We start from the raw sequence: 22,230 nt of genomic DNA, 5'->3' as shown, positions 1-22,230 counted from the left end.
GACACCGTCTCGACGGTGTCCCCCTGTTCGCTAGTCGCGGGCCGCGGTCAGGTGTCGTGCGTGTTCCTGGAGGGAGCGCACTCCCACGTCTCCGCGTCCCAGCGCCTCGATGCCCTGCACGGCGGCGGCGAGCGCCTGGACCGTGGTGAGGCAGGGGACGGCGCGGGCGACGGCGGCGGTGCGGATGTCGTAGCCGTCGAGGCGTCCGCCGGTGCCGTACGGGGTGTTCACGATCAGGTCGACCTGGCCGTCGTGGATGAGCTGCACGATGGTCTTCTCGCCGTTCGGCCCCTCGCCCTCGCTGTGCTTGCGCACCACGGTGGCGCCGATGCCGTTGCGCTTGAGGACCTCGGCGGTGCCGGAGGTGGCCAGCAGCTCGAAGCCGTGGGCGACCAGCTCGCGGGCGGGGAAGATCATCGAGCGCTTGTCCCGGTTGGCCACCGAGATGAAGGCGCGGCCCTTGGTGGGCAGCGGTCCGTACGCGCCCGCCTGCGACTTGGCGTACGCCGTGCCGAAGACGGAGTCGATGCCCATGACCTCGCCGGTGGAGCGCATCTCCGGCCCGAGGACGGTGTCCACGCCCCGGCCGTGGATGTCGCGGAAGCGCGACCAGGGCAGCACGGCCTCCTTGACGGAGATCGGTGCGTCCATCGGCAGCGTGCCGCCGTCGCCGCTCGCCGGCAGCAGGCCCTCGGCGCGCAGCTCGGCGACGGTGGCGCCGAGCGAGATGCGGGCGGCGGCCTTGGCCAGCGGTACGGCGGTGGCCTTGGAGGTGAAGGGGACGGTGCGGGAGGCGCGCGGGTTGGCCTCCAGCACGTAGAGGATGTCCCCGGCCATGGCGAACTGGATGTTGATCAGTCCGCGGACGCCCACGCCGCGGGCGATCGCCTCGGTGGAGGCGCGCAGCCGCTTCACGTCGTAGCCGCCGAGGGTGATCGGGGGCAGGGCGCACGCCGAGTCGCCGGAGTGGATGCCGGCCTCCTCGATGTGCTCCATGACGCCGCCCAGGTAGAGCTCCTCACCGTCGTAGAGCGCGTCGACGTCGATCTCGATGGCGTCGTCGAGGAAGCGGTCCACGAGGACCGGGCGGGTGGGGCTGATCTCGGTGGACTCGGCGATGTACGACTGGAGGCGGGCCTCCTCGTACACGATCTCCATGCCGCGTCCGCCGAGCACGTACGAGGGGCGCACCAGGACCGGGTAGCCGATCTCGTCGGCGATGGCCTTGGCCTCGGCGAAGGTGGTGGCGGTGCCGTGCTTGGGCGCCGGCAGGCCGGCGTCCTTGAGCACCTGGCCGAAGGCGCCGCGGTCCTCGGCGGCGTGGATGGCCTCCGGCGGGGTGCCGACGACGGGCACGCCGTTGTCCTTCAGCGCCTGGGCGAGGCCGAGCGGGGTCTGGCCGCCGAGCTGGACGACGACGCCGGCGATCGGTCCGGCCGCGGCCTCCGCGTGCACGATCTCCAGCACGTCCTCCAGGGTGAGCGGCTCGAAGTAGAGCCGGTCGGAGGTGTCGTAGTCGGTGGAGACGGTCTCGGGGTTGCAGTTGACCATCACGGTCTCGTAGCCGGCGTCGCTGAGCGCGAAGGAGGCGTGGACGCAGGAGTAGTCGAACTCGATGCCCTGGCCGATGCGGTTGGGGCCGGAGCCGAGGATGATCACGGCGGGCTTCTCGCGCGGCGCGACCTCGGTCTCCTCGTCGTACGAGGAGTAGAAGTACGGCGTCTTCGCGGCGAACTCGGCGGCGCAGGTGTCCACGGTCTTGTAGACGGGGCGCACGCCGAGCGCGTGGCGGACCTCGCGGACGACGTCCTCGGGCAGCCCGCGGACGGCGGCGATCTGCGCGTCCGAGAAGCCGTGCCGCTTGACCTCGGCGAGCAGCTCGGGGGTGAGTTCGTCGGCGGCGGCCAGCTCGTCCGCGTACTCCTTGATCAGGAAGAGCTGGTCGACGAACCACGGGTCGATCCTGGTGGCCGCGAAGACCTCGTCGGCGGTGGCCCCGGCACGGATGGCGGCCATGACGGTGTTGATCCGGCCGTCGGTGGGGCGCACGGCCTCGCGGAGCAGTTCTTCCTTGTCGCCGAGGTCGGCGACGGGCGTGGCGAAGTCGAACTGGCTGCCCTTCTTCTCCAGGGAGCGCAGGGCCTTCTGGAGCGCCTCGGTGAAGTTGCGGCCGATCGCCATGGCCTCGCCGACCGACTTCATGGTGGTGGTGAGGGAGGAGTCGGCGGAGGGGAACTTCTCGAAGGCGAACCGGGGGGCCTTCACCACGACGTAGTCGAGCGTCGGCTCGAAGGAGGCCGGGGTCTGCTCGGTGATGTCGTTGGGGATCTCGTCCAGCGTGTAGCCGACGGCCAGCTTCGCGGCGATCTTGGCGATGGGGAAGCCGGTGGCCTTGGAGGCGAGCGCGGAGGAGCGGGAGACCCGCGGGTTCATCTCGATGACGATGATCCGGCCGTCGTCGGGGTTGACGGCGAACTGGATGTTGCAGCCGCCGGTGTCGACGCCGACCTCGCGGATGATCGCGATGCCGATGTCCCGCAGCCGCTGGTACTCGCGGTCGGTCAGGGTCATCGCCGGGGCGACCGTGATGGAGTCGCCGGTGTGCACGCCCATGGGGTCGAAGTTCTCGATGGAGCAGACGACCACGACGTTGTCGTGCTTGTCGCGCATCAGCTCCAGCTCGTACTCCTTCCAGCCGAGGATGGACTCCTCCAGGAGCACCTCGGTGGTCGGGGAGAGCGTGAGGCCCTGGCCGGCGATGCGGCGCAGCTCCTCCTCGTCGTGGGCGAAGCCGGAGCCGGCGCCGCCCATGGTGAAGGAGGGGCGGACGACGACCGGGTAGCCGCCGAGGATGTCGACGCCGTTCAGGACGTCGTCCATGGAGTGGCAGATCACCGAGCGGGCGGACTCGCCGTGGCCGGTCTTGGTCCGGACGGCCTCGACGACCTCCTTGAACAGGTCGCGGTCCTCGCCCTTGTGGATGGCGGTGACGTTGGCGCCGATCAGCTCGACGCCGTACTTCTCCAGGACGCCCTGTTCGTGCATGGCGATCGCGGTGTTCAGCGCGGTCTGGCCACCGAGGGTGGGCAGCAGCGCGTCGGGGCGCTCCTTGGCGATGATCTTCTCGACGAACTCCGGGGTGATGGGCTCGACGTAGGTGGCGTCGGCGATCTCCGGGTCGGTCATGATCGTGGCCGGGTTGGAGTTGACCAGGACGACGCGCAGGCCCTCGGCCTTGAGGACGCGGCACGCCTGGGTGCCGCTGTAGTCGAACTCGGCGGCCTGGCCGATGACGATCGGGCCGGAGCCGATGACCAGGACGGACTGGATGTCGGTGCGCTTAGGCACGCTGGCCCTCCATCAGGGAGACGAAGCGGTCGAACAGGTAGGCGGCGTCGTGCGGGCCGGCTGCCGCTTCGGGGTGGTACTGGACGCTGAAGGCCGGCCGGTCGAGCAGGCGCAGGCCCTCGACCACGTCGTCGTTGAGGCAGACGTGGGAGACCTCGGCGCGGCCGTAGGGGGTGTCGGAGACGGCGTCGAGCGGTGCGTCGACGGCGAAGCCGTGGTTGTGGGCGGTGACCTCGACCTTGCCGGTGGTGCGGTCCTGGACCGGCTGGTTGATGCCGCGGTGGCCGTACTTCAGCTTGTAGGTGCCGAAGCCGAGGGCGCGGCCGAGGAGCTGGTTGCCGAAGCAGATCCCGAAGAGGGGGGTCCGTCGCTCCAGGACCGCCTTGACCACGGTGAGGTCGGCGGTGGCGGGGTCGCCGGGGCCGTTGGAGAGGAAGACGCCGTCGGGCTGGACCGCGTACACCTCCTCGACGGTGGCGGTGGCGGGCAGCACGTGGACCTCGATGCCGCGCTCGGCCATCAGGTGCGGGGTCATGCCCTTGATGCCGAGGTCGAGGGCGGCGACGGTGAAGCGCTTCGCGCCGATCGCGGGGACGACGTAGGTCTGCTCGGTGGCGACCTCGGCGGACAGGTCCGCGCCCTTCATCTGGGGGGACTGCCGCACCCGGGCCAGCAGGGTCTCCGCGTCGGGCAGGGCGGCGCCGGAGAAGATCCCGACGCGCATCGCACCGCGCTCGCGCAGGTGGCGGGTGAGCGCCCGGGTGTCGATGCCGCTGATGCCGACGACGTCCTGGGCGGTCAGCTCGTCGTCCAGGGTGCGCCGGGCGCGCCAGTTGGAGGGGATGCGGGCGGGGTCGCGGACGACGTATCCGGCCACCCAGATGCGCCGCGACTCGTCGTCCTCGTCGTTGACGCCGGTGTTGCCGACGTGCGGGGCGGTCATCACGACGACCTGGCGGTGGTACGAGGGGTCCGTCAGGGTCTCCTGGTAGCCGGTCATGCCGGTGTTGAAGACCGCTTCGCCGAAGGTCTCCCCCACGGCCCCGTAGGAGCGACCGCGGAAGATCCGGCCGTCCTCCAGGACGAGTACGGCGGGGGTGGTGCTCCTCGTCGGAGCGACTCCCCTGGTGGAGGTGGTCATCGTGCGCCTTCCGTCGTGTGGATCAGGTCGTTCAGGGTGGTCACCCAGTCGGCGTGCTCGTCGGACCGGTCGGCGCGGAAGCCGGAGTCGATCAGCGTGCCGCCGTGTTCCCAGGTGACGATGAGCAGTCCGCCCTCGGCGAGGACCTTGCCGGCGATGCCCTTGTCGAGGCGGGCCTCGCGCAGGGCGGCCCGCGGGACGAAGAAGTCGCTCGCGCCGGGGCGCACCACGTCGAGTCCGGCGTCGGTGAGGGTCAGCTCGACCCGGCTGCGGACGCCGAGCCCGTGGGCGACGATCCGGTCGAGCCACTGCCCGGCGGTGGTGGAGCCGTGGTAGCGGCCGGTCGAGGACCGCAGCGGTGCGCCTGGGTCGTCCGGGGCGGCGGGCAGCGCGGGGAGGTCCGACTGGAGGCTGCCGCGCCACTTCCAGCCCTGGCGCATCAGCCAGTAGACCAGGGCGATGAAGATCAGCAGCCCGACGACCCAGCCGATGCGGGCCGCCCAGTCGGTCACCTCCGCGGACTTCTTCTCCGCTGCGAGATGGGCTGCGATGGTGGTGAGTGATGTCACGCCAGATTCCCGTCGACGACCGTTGCCCGGCCCCGCAGGAAGGTGTGGGTGACGCGTCCCGGCAGCTCACGGCCCTCGTAGGGGGTGTTGCGGCTGCGGGAGGCGAAGCCCGCGGGGTCCACCGCTCCACGGTAAGCCGGATCGACGAGCGTGAGGTTGGCGGGCTCACCGGCGGCGATCGGCCGGCCGTGGCCGTCGAGCCGGCCGATGCGGGCCGGGCGGAACGACATCCGGTCGGCGACGCCGGCCCAGTCGAGCAGTCCGGTGTCCACCATCGTCTCCTGGACGACGGAGAGCGCGGTCTCCAGGCCGACCATGCCCATGGCGGCGGCGCCCCACTCGCAGTCCTTGTCCTCGTGCGGGTGCGGGGCGTGGTCGGTGGCGACGCAGTCGATCGTGCCGTCCGCCAGTGCCTCGCGCAGGGCCAGCACGTCGGTCTCGGTGCGCAGCGGCGGGTTGACCTTGTAGACCGGGTTGTAGGTGCGGACGAGCTCGTCGGTGAGCAGCAGGTGGTGCGGGGTGACCTCGGCGGTCACGTTCCAGCCCTTGGACTTGGCCCAGCGGACGATCTCGACCGAGCCGGCCGTGGAGAGGTGGCAGATGTGCACCCGGGAGCCGACGTGGGCGGCGAGCAGCACGTCCCGGGCGATGATCGACTCCTCGGCGACCGCGGGCCAGCCGCCGAGTCCGAGTTCGGCAGAGACGACGCCCTCGTTCATCTGGGCGCCCTCGGTCAGCCTGGGCTCCTGGGCGTGCTGGGCGATGACGCCGTCGAACGCCTTCACGTACTCCAGGGCGCGGCGCATGATGACCGCGTCGTCGACGCACTTGCCGTCGTCGGAGAAGACCCGCACCCCGGCGGCCGAGTCGTGCATGGCGCCCAGCTCGGCGAGCTGCTTGCCCTCCAGTCCGACGGTGACCGCGCCGACCGGCTGGACGTCGCAGTAGCCGGACTCCTTGCCGAGTCGGTAGACCTGCTCGACCACGCCGGCGGTGTCCGCGACGGGGAAGGTGTTGGCCATGGCGTGCACGGCGGTGAAGCCGCCGACGGCCGCGGCCTTGGTGCCGGTCAGCACGGTCTCGGAGTCCTCGCGGCCGGGCTCGCGCAGATGGGTGTGGAGGTCGACGAGGCCGGGCAGCAGCACCCGGCCGGCGGCCTCGATCACCGTGGCGTCGCCGGGCTCGATGTGGTCCGCGATCTCGGCGACGGTCTCTCCGTCGATCAGGACGTCCTGCGCCTGCCCGCCGAGCACCTGGGCGCCTCGGATAAGGATCTTGCTCATGGTTACGGGGTCTCCTCGGTACGGACGGGCTCGGTGCGGGTGTGGGCGGCGGCGGACTCGTTGCCGCCGAGCAGCAGGTAGAGGACGGCCATGCGGATGGACACGCCGTTGGCGACCTGTTCGACGGCGGTGCAGCGGTCGGAGTCGGCGACCTCGGCGGTGATCTCCATGCCGCGGTTCATCGGGCCTGGGTGCATCACCACGGCGTGCTCCGGCGTCCGGGCCATGCGCTCGCCGCCGAGGCCGTAGCGGCGGGCGTACTCGCGCTCGGTGGGGAAGAAGGCGGCGTTCATCCGTTCGCGCTGGACCCGGAGCATCATCACGGCGTCGGACTTGGGCAGCACGGCGTCGAGGTCGTAGGAGACCTCGCACGGCCAGCTCTCGACGCCGATGGGGACGAGGGTCGGCGGGGCGACCAGGGTGACCTCGGCGCCGAGGGTGTGCAGCAGCAGCACGTTGGAGCGGGCGACCCGGCTGTGCAGGATGTCGCCGACGACGGTGACGCGGCGGCCGGCCAGGTCGCGGCCCATGCCGGCGTCGGGGCCGACCAGTCGGCGGCGGACGGTGAAGGCGTCCAGCAGGGCCTGGGTGGGGTGCTCGTGGGTGCCGTCGCCGGCGTTGACGACCGCGCCGTCGATCCAGCCGGAGTTCGCCAGCCGGTAGGGCGCGCCGGAGGCGTGGTGGCGGATGACGACCGCGTCCGCGCCCATGGCCTCCAGGGTGAGGGCGGTGTCCTTGAGGGACTCGCCCTTGGAGACCGAGGAGCCCTTGGCGGAGAAGTTGATGACGTCGGCGGAGAGCCGCTTGGCGGCGGCTTCGAAGGAGATCCGGGTGCGCGTCGAGTCCTCGAAGAAGAGGTTGACGACGGTGCGTCCGCGGAGGGTGGGCAGCTTCTTGATCGGCCGGTCGGCGACGCGGGCCATCTCCTCGGCGGTGTCGAGGATGAGGACGGCGTCGTCACGCGTGAGGTCGGCGGCCGAGATGAGGTGGTGCTTCATCTGGTGGGCTCCGGTGGGTACTCGGTCGGCGTGCGGGGTGTGGCCCGCCCCGGGGGCGTACGGACGCACGGGCGCGCGGGTGCCGCGGGCCGTGCGGGTCGGTGGGCGGTGGGTGCGGCGGGGTCAGCGCTGTGCGGCGCCCTGCGGGGCGCTCGCGTCGTCGCGCGGCTCGCGCACGCCGAGCAGCACGGTGTCGCGGCCGTCCTCCTCGTGGAGCAGCACCTTGACCGTCTCGCGCAGCGACGTGGGCAGGTTCTTGCCGACGTAGTCGGCGCGGATGGGCAGCTCCCGGTGGCCGCGGTCGACCAGGACCGCGAGCTGGACGGCGCGGGGGCGGCCGATGTCGCCGAGGGCGTCCAGCGCGGCGCGGATGGTCCGGCCGGAGAAGAGCACGTCGTCGACGAGGACGACCAGCCGGCCGTCGACGCCCTCGCCGGGGATCTCGGTCCGGGCCAGCGCGCGGGCGGGCCGCAGGCGCAGGTCGTCGCGGTACATGGTGATGTCGAGGGAGCCGACCGGCATGGCGCGTCCGGTGATCTGCTCCAGCTTGTCGGCGAGCCGGCGGGCGAGGAAGACGCCGCGGGTGGGGATGCCGAGGAGCACCACGTCGTCGGCGCCCTTGGCGCGTTCGACGATCTCGTGGGCGATGCGGGTCAGCACCCGCGCGATGTCGGGGGCTTCCAGCACGGGCCGGGCCGCATCGGTGCCGTCTGCACGGCTGTTGGTGTCCATGGGAAAAGGACCTCCTTCTCCGCCTCACGGGACGGACCTTAAAGGACGTCGGTCAATGCGCTCCCCACCGTACCAGGGCCATTCGGGCGAACCTTCCGGGGGAGGGCGTGACCCTGGTCCGGACCTGGGGTGATTCCGGTCTTGATCATGACAAGGAACCGGTCTGGACCCGTTCGGCTTGACGCATCCAGATCACTCTGCGTAACCTCACAGTGAGTCACCAGCCGCGCGGCGGAGCCGCACGTTGTCACAGCGTCCGGGAGCTATATGTCCAGCGAATACGCAAAGCAGCTCGGGGCCAAGCTCCGCGCCATCCGCACGCAGCAAGGGCTGTCCCTCCACGGCGTGGAGGAGAAGTCCCAGGGCCGCTGGAAGGCCGTCGTGGTCGGTTCGTACGAACGCGGCGACCGCGCCGTGACCGTGCAGCGCCTGGCCGAGCTGGCCGACTTCTACGGGGTGCCGGTGCAGGAGCTGCTGCCGGGCACGACCCCGGGCGGTGCGGCCGAGCCCCCGCCGAAGCTGGTGCTGGACCTGGAGCGGCTGGCGCACGTGCCGGCGGAGAAGGCCGGCCCCCTCCAGCGGTACGCGGCCACGATCCAGTCCCAGCGCGGGGACTACAACGGCAAGGTGCTGTCGATCCGCCAGGACGACCTGCGCACCCTCGCCGTCATCTACGACCAGTCGCCTTCGGTCCTCACCGAGCAGCTCATCAGCTGGGGCGTCCTCGACGCGGACGCCCGTCGCGCGGTGACGCACGAGGAGGGCTGAGCCCCTCCGGAGCAGCGCTGCACCATCGGCCCTGCCTCCGGAGAAACGTCACGCCCGAGGGCGGATCCCATCAGGGGGTCCGCTCTCGGGCGTTCCGTCGTCGTGTGCGCGCCCCGCGCTCGGCGTGCGAGCGGTTGGTGCGCGGGCGCCGCCGTGCTTCCCGTACGCGAAGAAACGGCGGGGCCCGGGGCGGAGGTCAGCCTCCGCCCCGGGCCCCGCCGTACGCCCTACCGCTGCGCTCAGTCGCCGTCGCGCCGCAGGGACGACTTGAGGTCCTTGAGCCGGCCCAGGAGGCCGTTCACGAACGACGGGGAGTCATCGGTGGAGAACTCCTTGGCGAGCTCCACCGCCTCGTCGATCACCACCGCGTCCGGGGTGCCGTCCACCCAGACCAGCTCGTAGGCGCCGAGCCGGATGATGTTCCGGTCGACCGCCGGCATCCGGTCGAGGTCCCAGTCGCGCGCGTAGGTGACGATCAGCTCGTCGATCCGCTTCGCGTACGCCTCGTACCCCTCGACGAGTTCGATCGTGTACTCGCTGACCGGGGGCTGCCGGTCGTCGGTCCGTGAGTGCCGGATCCAGTCGGCGAGGACCGTCGGCACGGACACCCCGCGCTGGTCGGCCTCGAAGAGGATCTGGAAGGCGCGCTTACGGGCCTTGCTGCGTGCCGCCACGGTTAGCTGTTCACCCGGCTGAGGTAGTCACCGGAGCGCGTGTCGACCTTGATCTTCTCACCCGTGGTGATGAACAGCGGGACCTGCACCTCGTAGCCCGTCTCCAGCTTGGCGGGCTTGGTGCCGCCGGTGGAGCGGTCGCCCTGGACGCCGGGCTCGGTCTCCGCGATGACCAGCTCGACGGCGGCCGGCAGCTCCACGTAGAGCACCGAGCCCTCGTGGGTGGCGACGGTGGCCTCGAAGCCCTCGATCAGGAAGTTGGCGGCGTCGCCGACGGCCTTGCGCTCGACGTGGAGCTGGTCGTACGTCTGCATGTCCATGAAGACGAAGTAGTCGCCGTCCATGTACGAGAACTGCATGTCACGGCGGTCGACGGTGGCCGTCTCGACCTTCACGCCGGCGTTGAACGTCTTGTCGACGATCTTCCCGGACAGCACGTTCTTGAGCTTGGTGCGCACGAAGGCGGGGCCCTTGCCGGGCTTGACGTGCTGGAACTCGACGACGGACCACAGCTGGTCGTTGTCGAGCTTGAGCACCATGCCGTTCTTGAGGTCGTTCGTGGAAGCCACGGTTGCGGAATCTCCTGGACTGACGTGGACGACCCGGGGGCTGCGAAGGTACGCGCCGCTAGAGCGCGAGCAGCTCCTTGGTCGTGATGGTGAGTAGCTCGGGTCCGCCGTCCGCCTCCTGGCGTACGACGAGCGTGTCATCGATCCGGACCCCGCCCCGGCCCGGAAGGTGGACCCCCGGTTCGACGGTGACCGGCACGCAAGCGTCCAGTTTACCCATGGCCGCCGGAGTCAACTGGGGGTCCTCGTCGATTTCCAGACCCACGCCGTGCCCGGTGAGCGGCGCCAGGCCGGCTCCGTGGCCCGCGCCGTCCAGGATCTGGCGCGCCGCCTGGTCCACGTCGCAGCACGCCATCCCCGGCAGCAGGGACTCGCGGGCGGCCCGCTGGGCGCTGAAGACCAGGTCGTACAGCTCGATCTGCCAGTCCGCCGGGGTGGTGCCGATGACGAAGGTCCGGCCGATCTCACAGCGGTAGCCGCGGTAGTCGGCGCCGACGCAGACGGTGAGGAAGTCGCCCTCCTCGACGCGCCGGTCCGTGGGGCGGTGGCCGCGGCGGCCGGAGTTCGGCCCGGTGGCCACCGAGGTGGCGAAGGCGGGCCCGTCCGCGCCGTGGTCCACCAGCCTGCGCTCCAGCTCCAGCGCGAGGTGCCGCTCGGTGCGCCCCACCAGGATGGACTCCAGCAGCTCGCCGAGCGCCTGGTCGGTGATCTCCGCCGCGATCCGCAGGCAGGCGATCTCCTCCTCGTCCTTCACGATCCGCTGCTGCTCCACGGCGAGCCCGGTGTCGACCAGGTGCAGCCGGGGCGCGGTGGCGCGCATCGCCCGGTGGCGCGCCACCGTGAGGTGGTGCTCCTCGACGGCCAGGGCCTCCACCCTCGCCCGGCTCGCCAGCTCGGCCGCGGCGACGGCCGGGTCCGGGCCGTCCTCGGGCAGGACGGTCAGCCGCAGGGCGTCGTCGGGCCGGCCGTCCCCGGTGTCCAGCGCGGGGGTGCGGGGACAGAGCAGGACGTCCTGATCGGGTGCGAGCAGCAGAACGGCTCCCGGGGGCGCTCCCCCGGCGAGGTAACGCACGTTCGCCGGGCGGGAGATCAGCGCTCCGCCGCCGTTGTCCGCGCACCGCTCCCGCAGCCGGTCGCGGCGGCCCGCGTACACCTCTGCCATGCATCGAGCGTACGAGTGATCGTCCGGCTCGGCTCGGCGGGACGTCCGACCGGGGGGTGGGCGGTCAGAAGGACGGGGGGCTGGCGATGGCCCGGGCCAGGGCCTCGTCCAGGACCCGGGCCGTGGTCGGGACGTCGTACTTCGAGTTGTCGATGATCGGCAGGCCCGAGCCGTACCAGCCGGCCATCCGGCCGTGGATGCTGGCGACCTCCTCGTCCGACAGCCGGCGGTTGCCGCTGCGGGCCGCGTTGCGCTCCAGGACGACGTCGAGGCCCGGCAGCAGGACGACCGGGAGCAGACCGGGGCCGACGTGGCGCTTCCAGCCGCCGAGGCCGACCACCGGGCGGTCGGGGAAGACGGCGTCGTCGAGGATGCACGAGATGCCGTTGGCGAGGAAGTTGCGGGCGGCGAAGCCGCAGGTGCGGCGGGCCAGGCGGTACTGGGTCTCGGAGTGCTCGTTCCACCCCGACTGGGGGTCGGCGAAGCCGGAGCGGACCCATTCGCGGACGTCGTCGAGGCTGACGTGCGCGGTGGGGACGCGGCGGCGGGCGGCCCAGTAGCGGGCGACGGTGGTCTTGCCCGCGCCGGCGGGGCCGATGAGCAGCACGGCCAGGGTCGTCGCGCCCGTGCCCTGCTCCGGCGGCACCGGGGCGGCCACGGGTCCGGGCCCGTCCACGGGCGGTGCGGCATCGGGCTGCGACCAGCCGGGGGCGGGAGCGGGAGCGGCCCCGTTGTGGGACGGGGACGGCGGCGGGCTCACCGGCGGGGGTACGGGCGGCGGCGCGAGGGGCGCGTCCGGGGCCGCCCCGGCGGCGGGGGGTGCGGGAGGCGGCGGCGGTACGGGCGCACCGGGCGGCACCGCGCCGTGCTCGTGCGCGGCAGCGGGGCCGGGGCCGGGGCCGGGCCAGGAGGCGGCGGCCGGCTGACCGGCCCAGCTGCGGCCGGGCTGCCCCGGGCCGTGTTCAGGCGGCAGCGGAGCCCCCACTGCGTGCTGCATCCGGTGCCACTCCGTCTCGTGCGACTGCAGGTCCGCGGCAGGGATCCCTGCCACTGCCACCGAACCGTACCCTCCGGGGCGAAGGGCCGGCTCCCCCGTCGTCGGACCGGGTCGGGGAAAGGCCCGGGAACGGCCCGAAGTGCCCCGTTCGGCACGGAGGTTGACGGATGGGGGCGAGACGATCGCCACACCGTCCGCCGCCGCTCCGGCGCACCGCCCCGAGATGGTGTCAGTCCGTCAGTTCCTCGACCAGCGCGCGCAGGGCGAGCCGGTAGGAGCCGATGCCGAAGCCGGCGACCGTGCCGTCCGCCACGGCCGCGACGACCGAGGTGTGCCGGAAGGTCTCCCGGGCGTACGGGTTGGAGATGTGCACCTCGATCAGGGGCGCGGTCCGTTGCGCGGCGGCGTCGCGCATCGCGTACGAGTAGTGCGTGAACGCACCGGGGTTGAGGACGACGGGGAGCGCGCCGTCCGCCGCCTCGTGGAGCCAGCGGACCATCTCGCCCTCGTCGTTCGTCTCGCGCACCTCGACGTCCAGGCCGAGTTCCGCGCCGAGGGACCGGCACGCCTCCACCAGTCCGGCGTAGGAGGTGGCGCCGTAGACGTCGGGCTCGCGCGAGCCCAGCCGGCCCAGGTTCGGGCCGTTGAGGACCAACACCTGACGGCTCACTCGGAGACCTCCCCGTACGCGGCCAGCAGCACGGCCGGGTCCGGGCCCTCGATGACGGTGGGCTTGGCGAGCCCGTCGAGGACGACGAAGCGCAGCAGGTTGCCGCGGGACTTCTTGTCGACCTTCATGGTCTCCAGCAGCCGGGGCCACTGGTCGCCGCGGTAGGTCAGCGGCAGGCCCACCGACCCCAGGATGCTGCGGTGGCGCTCGGCGGTCGCGTCGTCCAGCCGGCCGGCGAGCCGGCCGAGTTCGGCGGCGAAGACCATGCCGATGGAGACGGCAGCGCCGTGGCGCCACTTGTAGCGCTCGTTCTTCTCGATGGCGTGCCCGAGGGTGTGGCCGTAGTTCAGGACCTCCCGCGGACCGGACTCCTTGAGGTCGCCGGAGACCACTTCGGCCTTGACCCGGATGGAGCGCTCAAGGAGTTCCGCGGTGTGCGGCCCTTCGGGCGAGCGGGCGCCCTGCGGGTCGGCCTCGATGAGGTCGAGGATCACCGGGTCCGCGATGAAGCCGGCCTTGATGACCTCGGCCAGTCCGCTGACGTAGTCGTGCACGGGCAGCGAGTCGAGGGCGGCCAGGTCGCACAGCACGCCGGCGGGCGGGTGGAAGGCCCCGACGAGGTTCTTGCCCTCGGCGGTGTTGATGCCGGTCTTGCCGCCGACCGCCGCGTCCACCATGCCGAGGACGGTGGTGGGGACGGCGATCCAGCGCACTCCGCGCAGCCATGTCGCGGCGACGAAGCCGGCGAGGTCGGTGGTGGCGCCGCCGCCGACGCCGACGACGACGTCGTTGCGGGTGAAGCCGGTCTGGCCGAGCGCCTTCCAGCAGTACGCGGCGACCTCGGCCGTCTTGGCCTCCTCCGCGTTCGGCAGCTGGACGGCGATGGCCTCGTACCCCTGGGACGCCAGGTCCTCCCGGATCGCCGCGCCGGTCTCGGCGAGCGCCTCCGGGTGGAGCACGGCCACCCTCGTGCCGGTCGGGCCGATCAGCCCGGGCAGCTCGGCGAGGAGCTGCCGGCCGACCAGGACCTCGTACGGATCGGTGCCTTCCGTGCCGCCGACCTGGATGCGGGTCACTGGGTGCTCGGTCATGACTCGTCCTTCAACTCCAGAGCGTCGAGGATCGTCTGGGCGATCTCCTCGGGGGTGTGGTCGTCGGTGGCCACCACGACCTGGGCGACCTCGACGTACAGCGGGCGCCGGGCCTCCATCAGCTCGCGCCACTGGCGGCGCGGGTTGACTGCGAGCAGCGGTCGCGCCTGGTTGAGCCCGGTGCGGCGGACCGCCTCCTCCACGTCCAGGGAGAGATAGACCACGGGCAGCCCGCTCAGCAGGGCGCGGGTGCCGTCGTCCAGCACCGCTCCCCCGCCCAGGGCGAGGACGCCGCGGTGCTCGGCGACGGCCGTGCGCACCGCGGCCCGCTCCAGGGCGCGGAAGTGGTCCTCGCCGTCCTCGACGAAGATGTCGGAGATCTCGCGGCCCTCTGCTGCCACGACGTCGGCGTCGGTGTCCCGGAAGGGCACCCCGAGCCGGTCGGCCAGCAGTTCGCCCACCGTGGACTTGCCCGAGCCCATGGGTCCGACCAGGACGATCTGCGGGCCGCTCACCGGATCTGGAGGTGGTCGAGGAACGACTGCACGTTGCGGCGGGTCTCGGTGACGCTGTCGCCGCCGAACTTCTCGGCGACGGCGTCCGCGAGCACCAGGGCGACCATCGCCTCGGCGACGATGCCGGCGGCGGGCACCGCGGCCACGTCGGAGCGCTGGTGGTGGGCGGCGGCGGTCTCGCCGGTGGCGACGTCGACGGTGGCCAGCGCCTTCGGGACGGTCGCGATGGGCTTCATCGCGGCGCGCACCCGCAGCAGTTCGCCGGTGGACATGCCGCCCTCGGTGCCGCCGGAGCGGCCGGAGGAGCGGCGCAGCCCCTCGGGGGTGGAGACGATCTCGTCGTGGGCCTGGGAGCCGGGGACGCGCGCCAGGTCGAAGCCGTCGCCGAGTTCGACGCCCTTGATGGCCTGGATCCCCATGAGGGCCGCGGCGAGCCGGGCGTCCAGGCGCCGGTCCCAGTGGACGTGCGAGCCGAGGCCGACGGGGACCCCGTACGCCAGCACCTCGACGACGCCGCCGAGGGTGTCGCCGTCCTTGTGGGCCTGGTCGATCTGGGCGACCATCGCCTCGCTGGCGTCCGCGTCCAGGCAGCGCACCGGGTCGGCGTCCAAGCGCTCCACGTCCGCGGGCGTCGGGTACACGCCCTTGGGGGCCTGGGCGGCGCCGAACTCGACGACGTGGGAGACGATCTCGATGCCCGCGGTCTCCTTGAGGTAGGAGCGGGCGACCGCGCCGAGCGCGACGCGGGCCGCGGTCTCCCGGGCGCTGGCGCGCTCCAGGATGGGCCGGGCCTCGTCCAGCGCGTACTTCTGCATGCCGGCGAGGTCGGCGTGGCCGGGCCGGGGGCGGGTGAGCGGGGCGTTGCGGGCGAGGGAAGCCAGCTCCTCGGGGTCGACGGGGTCGGCCGACATGACCTTCTCCCACTTCGGCCACTCGGTGTTGCCGACCATGACCGCCACCGGGGAGCCGAGGGTCAGCCCGTGGCGCACGCCGCCGAGGAAGGTGACCTCGTCGCGCTCGAACTTCATGCGGGCGCCGCGCCCGTAGCCGAGGCGTCGCCGGGCGAGGTGGTCCGCCACCATCTCGGTGGTGATCGGTACGCCCGCCGGGAGGCCCTCCAGTGTCGCCACCAGTGCGGGTCCGTGCGACTCCCCCGCCGTCAGCCAACGCAACCTGCTCAACGGTGTGCTCCTCCTGCTCGCGCCTGGACTGCTGGCGCGACCGGGTGCGCGGCCCTGGCCCGCCTGCCCCGATCCTCCCACGTCCGGGGGGCTCCCCCGTGCCCGGTCCAGCAGTCGGACGTCCCCGACGGGCGCCTCAGAGCCTGTCGGGTGACCTCTGATCGGGCGTCCACTCCCTGGCACGCATGCTTCCCGCGTTGCCGAAATGCCCTAGTAGGCCCCCTGTGCCCTGCGGGCACGGGAGGTACCCCCACCGCTACGAGGGCATCCCGCCGCCTTGGAATCGCACGCACCAGGCCGCGTCCGCTATCCGATCGAAGGCCACCCGACAGGCTCTCAGCGCTCGTGGAGCGCGGCCTCGCCGGCCTTGCGCATGGCCTCCACCGGGGCCGGGGCGCATCCGGTCATCCGTTCCACCTGGAGCACGGCCTGGTGGACGAGGAGGTCGAGGCCGCCGAGGACGGCGCCGCCGTGCGCGGCCCAGGCCGCGGCGAGCGGCGTGGGCCAGGGCTCGTACAGCACGTCGAAGAGGGTGCCGGGACGGGCGGGCACGTCGACGACGAGCGGATCGGTGGTGCCGGCCGGGGTGGTGGCGATGACCAGCGGCTCGACCAGCGCGCGGGCGGCCCGCTCCCACGGCTCGGTGCGCACCTCGATGCCCAGCCGCTCGCCCCAGCCGCGCATCTCGTCGGCGCGGGCCGCGCTGCGGACGTACGCGGTGACGGGTCCGTGGCACAGGTGGGCGAGGGCGGCGAGCGCGGAGGAGGCGGTCGCGCCGGCGCCGAGGACGGCGGCCGACTCGACGCCGGTGACGCCCCGCTCCCGCAGCGCGGCGAGGAGGCCGGGGATGTCGGTGTTGTCGCCGTGGAGGCGGCCGTCCTCGGTGCGGACGACGGTGTTGACCGCCTCCACCGAGGCCGCGGCGGGGCTGACCTCGTCGAGCAGCGGGATGACGGCCCGCTTCAGCGGCATGGTCAGCGAGAAGCCGGCCCAGCTGTCGTCCAGGTCGGCGAGGAAGCCCGGCAGGGCCTGCTCGTCCACCTCGAACTGGTCGTACGACCAGTCCGCGAGGCCCAGGTGGGTGTAGGCGGTGCGGTGCAGCACGGGTGACAGGGAGTGGCCGATCGGCGATCCGAGGACCGCCGCGCGCCGCTTCGCCGTCCCGTGCGTGCCGGCCGTACCCCTCGCGTGCGGGGTGTTCGTCGTGCTCACTGACCGGCTTTCTGCTTTTCGAGGTACTTCTGGCGGTTCGCCTCGTGCTCGTCGTTCGTCTCGGCGAACCGGGTGTCGTCCTCGTCGATCGAGACGAAGTAGTACCAGGGGCCGTCCTCCGGCTTGACCGCGGAGTTGAACGCTTCCATGCCGGGGTTGCCGATCGGGCCGGGCGGCAGCCCCTTGATCCGGTACGTGTTGTACGGGTCGGGGAGCTGGCGGAGCTTGTCGACGCTGCCGATGTCGAGTCGGCTCTTGTTCTGGAAGTAGTTGACGGTCGAGTCGAACTCCAACCGGCCCACGGTCTCGGTGTTGTCGGGCTGGAGGCGGTTGTAGACGACCCTGGCGACCTTGTCGAAGTCCTTCTTGTACTTGCCCTCGGCCTGGACGAGGCTCGCGACGGTGAGGATCTCCATCGGCGACTTGAGCCCGAGGCGCTGGGCTTCCTTCTCCAGGTCCGCCTTCCCGAACTCCTCGTTGGCGCGGGCGACCATCTTCTTCAGCACGGCCTCGGGCTTCATGCCCTTGGCCACCGGATAGGCCGCGGGGAAGAGGAAGCCCTCCAGCGGGTCCTTGATGTCGCCGCCCTTGCCCGCCCAGGAGGGCAGACCGAGGTTCTTCGCCTGGTCCTTGGCCACCTGCTGGGTGGTCCCGGCCTTCAGCTCCAGACGCTTGTCGATCGCCGCGTAGATGTAGGTGTTCCGCTTGCCCTCAGGGATGATCAGGTTGCTGCTGCTCTTGGGGTCGAGCATCGACTTGACGGCGTTGGCGCCCGACATCTCCTTGGCCAGGACGTACACGCCGGCCTGGATGGTCTTGGCGCGCGGGTTGCTGTCGGCCGCGGCGACGAACGCCCCGGAGCTCTTGACGACGCCGTGCTTCTTCAGGATCGAGCCGATCTCCGCCAGGCCCGCGTCCTTGGGGATCTCGACCACGACGGAGCCGCTGCCCGCGCCCGCGTAGTCGGGTGCGGCACCGAACTGGCCCTGCCAGAACTGGTACGCGAAGTAGGACACCCCACCGAGTCCGCTGGCCAGCACCAGGGACACCACCAGGCAGGCGCAGCCGTTGCGGCTCTTCTTCTTGCCCTTGCCTCGGCGTTCGCCGGAGCCGGCGCCGCCGCCGCGTCGGGCCGCGCGGCCGGTCGCCTCGCCGTCGCGTCTGACGCCGTCGTCATCGGCGTCGTCGCCGCCGAAGAAGGGATGCCGCTCCTCGTCGGGCGCTTCGGCGTCCCACGGGGCGGCCTTGGCCTCGGGTTCGGCGCTGCGCCGGGCGGGAGGCTCGGGCGGGGGGTACGCGTCGGCCGTGGCGTAGTAGTCGGCCTCGGGCTGACCCTGGTAGCTCGGGGCCTGGCCGGCGTAGGCGTCGGCGGGGTTGGCCCCGTAGGTCTCGGGGCCGTACCCGACGGCCGGCTGGTGGCCGGCGTCCCACTGGCCGTCGTAGCTCTGGGGACCGGCGTGCTGCTGGTGGCCGGGGTGCTGCTGCCCGGAGGCGTACGGCGCCTGCTGCGGGTGCTGGTGCTGGGCGTACTGCTGCTGGTACGGGTCCTGGACGCCGTACGCCTGCTCCGGGTGCTGGGCGTGCTGAGGCTGGGGGTACTGCTGCTGCTGCTGCGGATGTCCGCCGTAGGGGTCGTGACCGGAGCCGGCCTGCTGGCCGTTCCATCCCTGGTCTCCGTAGAGAGGGTCATCGGGATGCCACGGTTCGGAGCCGGGGCCCCGGCCATAATCAGTCATCGATCCCCTAGCCGCGAGTCGGGCGGATCACCGTCCCGCTGTCGTATCGGTGAGGCAGTTGTTCGAGCACCGCCGCACGGCGCGGAACGTTACCGTATCGCGATCAGACAATCCCTCCGACGCTCTCACCAGGGGGCGCGCCTGACGCCCGTTCGGACTCCAGAGCGTTCTGGAGGATCAACACAGCGGCAGCCTGGTCGATCACAGATCGCCCCTTTTTGGACGTCACGCCCGCGGCGCGCAGTCCCTGGGTGGCCGATACTGTGGTCATCCTCTCGTCGAGCAACCTCACCGGCACCGGCGCGATCCCGCGGGCCAGTTCCCGGGCGAAGGTGCGGACCTTGGTGGCGGCCGGCCCCTCCCGCCCGTTGAGCGAGCGGGGCAGCCCCACCACGACCTCGATCGGCTCGTACTCCTCGACCAGGGCCCGCAACCGCCGGTGGGCGGCCGGGACGTCGCGTCCCGGCACGGTCTCCACCGGCGTGGCGAGGATCCCGTCGGGGTCGCACGAGGCGACCCCGATCCGGGCGTCCCCGACGTCGATCGCGAGGCGACGTCCGCGTCTCACGAGGTCTCGGCCACCAGACGCTCGACAGCGGCGGCGGCCTCGTCGACGGCCGTCGGGTCCTGGCCGCCGCCCTGCGCGACGTCCGGCTTGCCGCCGCCACCGCCGCCGAGGGTCTTGGCGGCGGTGCGGACCAGGTCACCGGCCTTCAGCCCGCGCTCGCGCGCGGCCTCGTTGGTGGCGATGACGGTCAGCGGGCGGCCGCCCGCCACGGTGAACAGCGCCACCACGGCGGGGCGGTCGCCCGGGATGCGTCCGCGGACGTCAAGGACCAGCTTGCGCAGGTCGTCGGCGGAGGTGCCGTCCGGGACCCGACCGGTCACCAGGGCGGTGCCGCGCACGTCCTTGGCTCCGTCGGCGAGTCCGGCGGCGGCGGCGAGCACCTTCTCCGCGCGGAACTTCTCGATCTCCTTCTCGGCGTCCTTCAGCTTGGCGAGCATCCCGGAGATCTTCTCCGGCAGCTCCTCGGGACGGCCCTTGACCAGCTCCTGGAGCTGGGCGACGACCGTGTGCTCCCGGGCGAGGAAGTTGTACGCGTCGACGCCGACGAGGGCTTCGATGCGGCGCACGCCGGAGCCGATGGAGGACTCGCCGAGCAGCTTCACCAGACCCAGCTGGGCGGTGTTGTGGACGTGGGTGCCGCCGCACAGCTCCTTGGAGAAGTCGCCGATGGTGACGACTCGCACGCGCTCGCCGTACTTCTCGCCGAACTCGGCGATGGCGCCCTGCTTCTTGGCCTCGTCGAGGCTCATGACCTCGGCCTGGACGTCCAGCTCGCGGGAGAGGACCTCGTTGATCCGCTGCTCCACGTCGGTGAGGACGGTGCCGGGGACGGCGGCGGGCGAGCCGAAGTCGAAGCGGAAACGGCCCGGGGAGTTCTCCGAACCGGCCTGGGCGGCGGTGGGGCCGAGCGCGTCGCGCAGGGCCTGGTGCGTGAGGTGGGTGGCGCTGTGGGCGCGGGCGATGGCCCGCCGGCGCGTGACGTCGATGGCGGCGTACGCGGAGGCGCCCACGGTCACCTCGCCGACCTGCACGGACCCCTTGTGCACGGAGACGCCGGGCACGGGCTGCTGGACGTCGCGGACCTCGATGACGGCGCCGGAGTCCAGCCGGATGCGGCCCTGGTCGGCGAGCTGGCCGCCGCCCTCGGCGTAGAACGGGGTGCGGTCGAGAACGACCTCGACCTCGTCGCCCTCGACGGCGGCGGGCGAGGGCACGCCGTCGACGAGCAGGCCGACGACGGTGGACTCGCCCTCGGTGGAGAAGTAGCCGGTGAAGTCGGTGGAGCCGGCCGTGTCGGCGACCTCGCGGTACGCGGACAGGTCGGCGTGGCCGGTCTTCTTGGCCCGGGCGTCGGCCTTGGCGCGGTCCCGCTGCTCCTTCATGAGCCGGCGGAAGCCGTCCTCGTCCACGCGGAGACCCTGCTCGGCGGCCATCTCCAGGGTGAGGTCGATCGGGAAGCCCCAGGTGTCGTGGAGCAGGAACGCCTTGTCGCCGGTCAGGACGGTGGAGCCGGCCTCCTTGGCCTCGCTGACGGCACCGTCGAGGACGTTGGTGCCGGCGTTCAGCGTCTTGAGGAAGCGGGCCTCCTCGGCGAGGGCGACGGCCTCGATGCGGGTGCGCTCGGTGACCAGCTCCGGGTACTGCTCGCCCATGGTCCGGATGACGACGTCGGCCAGTTCGGCGACGACGGGGCCGGTGGCACCGAGCAGGCGCATGTTGCGGATGGCGCGGCGCATGATGCGGCGCAGGACGTAGCCGCGGCCCTCGTTGCCGGGGGTGACGCCGTCGCCGATGAGCATGACCGAGGTGCGGATGTGGTCGGCGATCACGCGCAGGGCGACGTCGGAGTCGTGCTCGGCGCCGTAGCGCACGCCGGTCAGCTCGGTGGCCTTGTCCATGACGACGCGGAGCGTGTCCGTCTCGTACATGTTCTGCACGCCCTGGAGGACCATGGCGAGGCGTTCGAGGCCGAGGCCGGTGTCGATGTTCTTGGAGGGGAGCTCACCGAGGATCGGGAAGTCCTCCTTGCCCTCGCCCGGGCCCCGCTCGTACTGCATGAAGACGAGGTTCCACAGCTCGACGTAGCGCTCGTCGTTGACGGCCGGGCCGCCCTCTTCGCCGAACTCCGGGCCGCGGTCGTAGTTGATCTCGGAGCAGGGGCCGCAGGGGCCGGGCACGCCCATGGACCAGAAGTTCGGCCCCATGCCCAGGCGCTGGATGCGCTCGGCGGGCACGCCGATGACGTCGCGCCAGATCTGCTCGGCCTCGTCGTCCTGCTCGTAGACGGTGATCCACAGGCGCTCGGGGTCGAGGCCGTAGCCGCCGTCGTCCTGGGAGGCGGTCAGCAGCTCCCAGGCGAGCTTGATGGCGCCTTCCTTGAAGTAGTCGCCGAAGGAGAAGTTGCCGCACATCTGGAAGAAGGTGCCGTGCCGGGTGGTCTTGCCGACCTCTTCGATGTCCGGGGTGCGGACGCACTTCTGCACGCTGGTGACGCGCGGGGCCGGCGGCCTGGTCTCGCCGAGGAAGTACGGCTTGAACGGCACCATGCCCGCGTTGATCAGCAGCAGAGTCGGGTCGTCCGCGATGAGCGACGCCGAAGGCACGACGGCGTGCCCGCGCTCCTCGAAGAAGCTCAGCCAGCGGCGGCGGATCTCAGCCGACTCCATCAGTGGTCCTCATTCCGGTTGTGCGAGTGGTGGGCGTGGTACGGGTGCTGCTCGGGGAGGTCCGCGGCGGGCGGGCGGCCGATCGCTCGCCGCGCCCGCTGGGCGGGCAGCTCGGGGTCGACCGGGGCGTGCACGCCCAGTGCCTCGCCCAACTCCTCCTCGCGCTGGATCATTCCGGCGCGGACGTCGAGGGCGAAGTCCTTGACGCGGTGCCCCGTCTCGATCGCCTTGTTCGCGGCCTGTGCCGCGAGGCTCTCGGGAGTGAGCTGCTGGATCTTGCGGTTCACCTTGGTGGTGGCCCAGACGCCGGCCGCGGCGCCCGCGGCGAACCAGAACGTACGACGGAACAT

The 22,230-nt window shown here is 72.1% G+C and carries 20 protein-coding genes; 1 reads left to right on the top strand and 19 read right to left on the bottom strand.

The window, feature by feature from the left end:
- Window positions 1–30: 30 nt before the first annotated feature.
- The 6 genes from carB to pyrR all read right to left on the bottom strand — a co-directional run bounded on the left by carB (window position 31) and on the right by pyrR (window position 8,071).
- The gene (gene carB / locus AB0E05_RS25860; RefSeq protein ID WP_361967547.1) at window positions 31–3,348 is read right to left on the bottom strand and encodes a carbamoyl-phosphate synthase large subunit; all 3,318 of its coding nucleotides are present in this window, start codon (window positions 3,346–3,348) and stop codon (window positions 31–33) included.
- Entirely contained in the window at window positions 3,341–4,489 is a 1,149-nt protein-coding gene (gene carA / locus AB0E05_RS25855; protein WP_361967545.1) for a glutamine-hydrolyzing carbamoyl-phosphate synthase small subunit, read from the bottom strand. The genes carB and carA overlap by 8 nt, the downstream gene beginning before the upstream one ends.
- A complete protein-coding gene (locus AB0E05_RS25850; protein WP_361967543.1) occupies window positions 4,486–5,058 on the bottom strand; it encodes a hypothetical protein in 573 nt (190 codons plus the stop codon). The genes carA and AB0E05_RS25850 overlap by 4 nt, the downstream gene beginning before the upstream one ends.
- Entirely contained in the window at window positions 5,055–6,341 is a 1,287-nt protein-coding gene (locus tag AB0E05_RS25845; protein ID WP_361967541.1) for a dihydroorotase, read from the bottom strand. Before AB0E05_RS25845 ends, AB0E05_RS25850 begins: the two co-directional genes overlap by 4 nt.
- 2 nt (window positions 6,342–6,343) lie before the next feature.
- Window positions 6,344–7,339, bottom strand: coding sequence for an aspartate carbamoyltransferase catalytic subunit (locus tag AB0E05_RS25840; RefSeq protein WP_361967539.1), 996 nt, complete (start codon window positions 7,337–7,339; stop codon window positions 6,344–6,346).
- Between the two features lie 123 nt (window positions 7,340–7,462).
- The gene (gene pyrR / locus AB0E05_RS25835) at window positions 7,463–8,071 is read right to left on the bottom strand and encodes a bifunctional pyr operon transcriptional regulator/uracil phosphoribosyltransferase PyrR (protein ID WP_361967537.1); all 609 of its coding nucleotides are present in this window, start codon (window positions 8,069–8,071) and stop codon (window positions 7,463–7,465) included.
- A gap of 267 nt (window positions 8,072–8,338) precedes the next feature.
- Here pyrR and bldD point away from each other — a divergent pair, with 267 nt between their 5' ends.
- Window positions 8,339–8,839 (top strand): transcriptional regulator BldD, encoded by a 501-nt coding sequence (bldD, locus tag AB0E05_RS25830; RefSeq protein ID WP_361540868.1) that lies wholly within the window; start codon window positions 8,339–8,341, stop codon window positions 8,837–8,839.
- Window positions 8,840–9,078: 239 nt separating this feature from the next.
- Here bldD and nusB read toward each other — a convergent pair whose 3' ends face one another.
- The 13 genes from nusB to AB0E05_RS25765 form a co-directional block, all read right to left on the bottom strand.
- Window positions 9,079–9,513 carry a transcription antitermination factor NusB gene (nusB, locus tag AB0E05_RS25825; RefSeq protein ID WP_361967535.1) on the bottom strand — a complete coding sequence of 145 codons (435 nt, stop codon included), beginning with the start codon at window positions 9,511–9,513 and terminating at the stop codon, window positions 9,079–9,081.
- Window positions 9,514–9,515: 2 nt separating this feature from the next.
- Window positions 9,516–10,082, bottom strand: a complete 567-nt coding sequence (gene efp / locus AB0E05_RS25820; protein ID WP_361967533.1) for an elongation factor P — start codon at window positions 10,080–10,082, stop codon at window positions 9,516–9,518.
- Between the two features lie 58 nt (window positions 10,083–10,140).
- The gene (locus AB0E05_RS25815) at window positions 10,141–11,244 is read right to left on the bottom strand and encodes an aminopeptidase P family protein (protein WP_361967531.1); all 1,104 of its coding nucleotides are present in this window, start codon (window positions 11,242–11,244) and stop codon (window positions 10,141–10,143) included.
- 64 nt (window positions 11,245–11,308) lie between these two features.
- Window positions 11,309–12,241: an AAA family ATPase gene (locus tag AB0E05_RS25810; protein ID WP_361967529.1), complete on the bottom strand. Its 933-nt coding sequence runs from the start codon at window positions 12,239–12,241 to the stop codon at window positions 11,309–11,311.
- Window positions 12,242–12,470: 229 nt separating this feature from the next.
- The gene (aroQ, locus tag AB0E05_RS25805; RefSeq protein WP_361967527.1) at window positions 12,471–12,911 is read right to left on the bottom strand and encodes a type II 3-dehydroquinate dehydratase; all 441 of its coding nucleotides are present in this window, start codon (window positions 12,909–12,911) and stop codon (window positions 12,471–12,473) included.
- A complete protein-coding gene (gene aroB / locus AB0E05_RS25800; protein WP_361967525.1) occupies window positions 12,908–14,002 on the bottom strand; it encodes a 3-dehydroquinate synthase in 1,095 nt (364 codons plus the stop codon). Before aroB ends, aroQ begins: the two co-directional genes overlap by 4 nt.
- Window positions 13,999–14,484: a shikimate kinase gene (locus AB0E05_RS25795; RefSeq protein WP_361967699.1), complete on the bottom strand. Its 486-nt coding sequence runs from the start codon at window positions 14,482–14,484 to the stop codon at window positions 13,999–14,001. The genes aroB and AB0E05_RS25795 overlap by 4 nt, the downstream gene beginning before the upstream one ends.
- A gap of 29 nt (window positions 14,485–14,513) precedes the next feature.
- A complete protein-coding gene (gene aroC, locus AB0E05_RS25790) occupies window positions 14,514–15,698 on the bottom strand; it encodes a chorismate synthase (RefSeq protein ID WP_361967523.1) in 1,185 nt (394 codons plus the stop codon).
- Window positions 15,699–16,034: 336 nt separating this feature from the next.
- Window positions 16,035–16,910, bottom strand: coding sequence for a shikimate dehydrogenase (locus tag AB0E05_RS25785; protein WP_361967521.1), 876 nt, complete (start codon window positions 16,908–16,910; stop codon window positions 16,035–16,037).
- The gene (mltG, locus tag AB0E05_RS25780; protein ID WP_361967519.1) at window positions 16,907–18,646 is read right to left on the bottom strand and encodes an endolytic transglycosylase MltG; all 1,740 of its coding nucleotides are present in this window, start codon (window positions 18,644–18,646) and stop codon (window positions 16,907–16,909) included. The genes AB0E05_RS25785 and mltG overlap by 4 nt, the downstream gene beginning before the upstream one ends.
- Window positions 18,647–18,749: 103 nt before the next feature.
- Window positions 18,750–19,214 (bottom strand): Holliday junction resolvase RuvX, encoded by a 465-nt coding sequence (gene ruvX / locus AB0E05_RS25775; RefSeq protein ID WP_361967517.1) that lies wholly within the window; start codon window positions 19,212–19,214, stop codon window positions 18,750–18,752.
- Window positions 19,211–21,880: an alanine--tRNA ligase gene (alaS, locus tag AB0E05_RS25770; RefSeq protein ID WP_361967515.1), complete on the bottom strand. Its 2,670-nt coding sequence runs from the start codon at window positions 21,878–21,880 to the stop codon at window positions 19,211–19,213. Before alaS ends, ruvX begins: the two co-directional genes overlap by 4 nt.
- Window positions 21,880–22,230: a DUF6167 family protein gene (locus AB0E05_RS25765; RefSeq protein ID WP_361967513.1), complete on the bottom strand. Its 351-nt coding sequence runs from the start codon at window positions 22,228–22,230 to the stop codon at window positions 21,880–21,882. Before AB0E05_RS25765 ends, alaS begins: the two co-directional genes overlap by 1 nt.

This window comes from Streptomyces sp. NPDC048057 (assembly GCF_040653095.1).
Lineage (GTDB): Bacteria > Actinomycetota > Actinomycetes > Streptomycetales > Streptomycetaceae > Streptomyces.
The sequence above is the reverse complement of the archived record's forward strand: the minus strand, read 5'-3'. Positions and strand labels throughout refer to the sequence as shown.

What these genes read in the sequence shown, in the direction of transcription:
- AB0E05_RS25815 (WP_361967531.1), bottom strand. Translation starts at nt 11,244, where the DNA reads ATGGCAGAGGTGTACGCGGGCCGCCGCGACCGGCTGCGGGAGCGGTGC.
- alaS (WP_361967515.1), bottom strand. Translation starts at nt 21,880, where the DNA reads ATGGAGTCGGCTGAGATCCGCCGCCGCTGGCTGAGCTTCTTCGAGGAG.
- mltG (WP_361967519.1), bottom strand. Translation starts at nt 18,646, where the DNA reads ATGACTGATTATGGCCGGGGCCCCGGCTCCGAACCGTGGCATCCCGAT.
- aroB (WP_361967525.1), bottom strand. Translation starts at nt 14,002, where the DNA reads ATGACCGAGCACCCAGTGACCCGCATCCAGGTCGGCGGCACGGAAGGC.
- AB0E05_RS25795 (WP_361967699.1), bottom strand. Translation starts at nt 14,484, where the DNA reads ATGGGCTCGGGCAAGTCCACGGTGGGCGAACTGCTGGCCGACCGGCTC.
- pyrR (WP_361967537.1), bottom strand. Translation starts at nt 8,071, where the DNA reads ATGGACACCAACAGCCGTGCAGACGGCACCGATGCGGCCCGGCCCGTG.
- bldD (WP_361540868.1), top strand. Translation starts at nt 8,339, where the DNA reads ATGTCCAGCGAATACGCAAAGCAGCTCGGGGCCAAGCTCCGCGCCATC.
- AB0E05_RS25765 (WP_361967513.1), bottom strand. Translation starts at nt 22,230, where the DNA reads ATGTTCCGTCGTACGTTCTGGTTCGCCGCGGGCGCCGCGGCCGGCGTC.
- AB0E05_RS25845 (WP_361967541.1), bottom strand. Translation starts at nt 6,341, where the DNA reads ATGAGCAAGATCCTTATCCGAGGCGCCCAGGTGCTCGGCGGGCAGGCG.
- carA (WP_361967545.1), bottom strand. Translation starts at nt 4,489, where the DNA reads ATGACCACCTCCACCAGGGGAGTCGCTCCGACGAGGAGCACCACCCCC.
- AB0E05_RS25840 (WP_361967539.1), bottom strand. Translation starts at nt 7,339, where the DNA reads ATGAAGCACCACCTCATCTCGGCCGCCGACCTCACGCGTGACGACGCC.
- AB0E05_RS25810 (WP_361967529.1), bottom strand. Translation starts at nt 12,241, where the DNA reads ATGCAGCACGCAGTGGGGGCTCCGCTGCCGCCTGAACACGGCCCGGGG.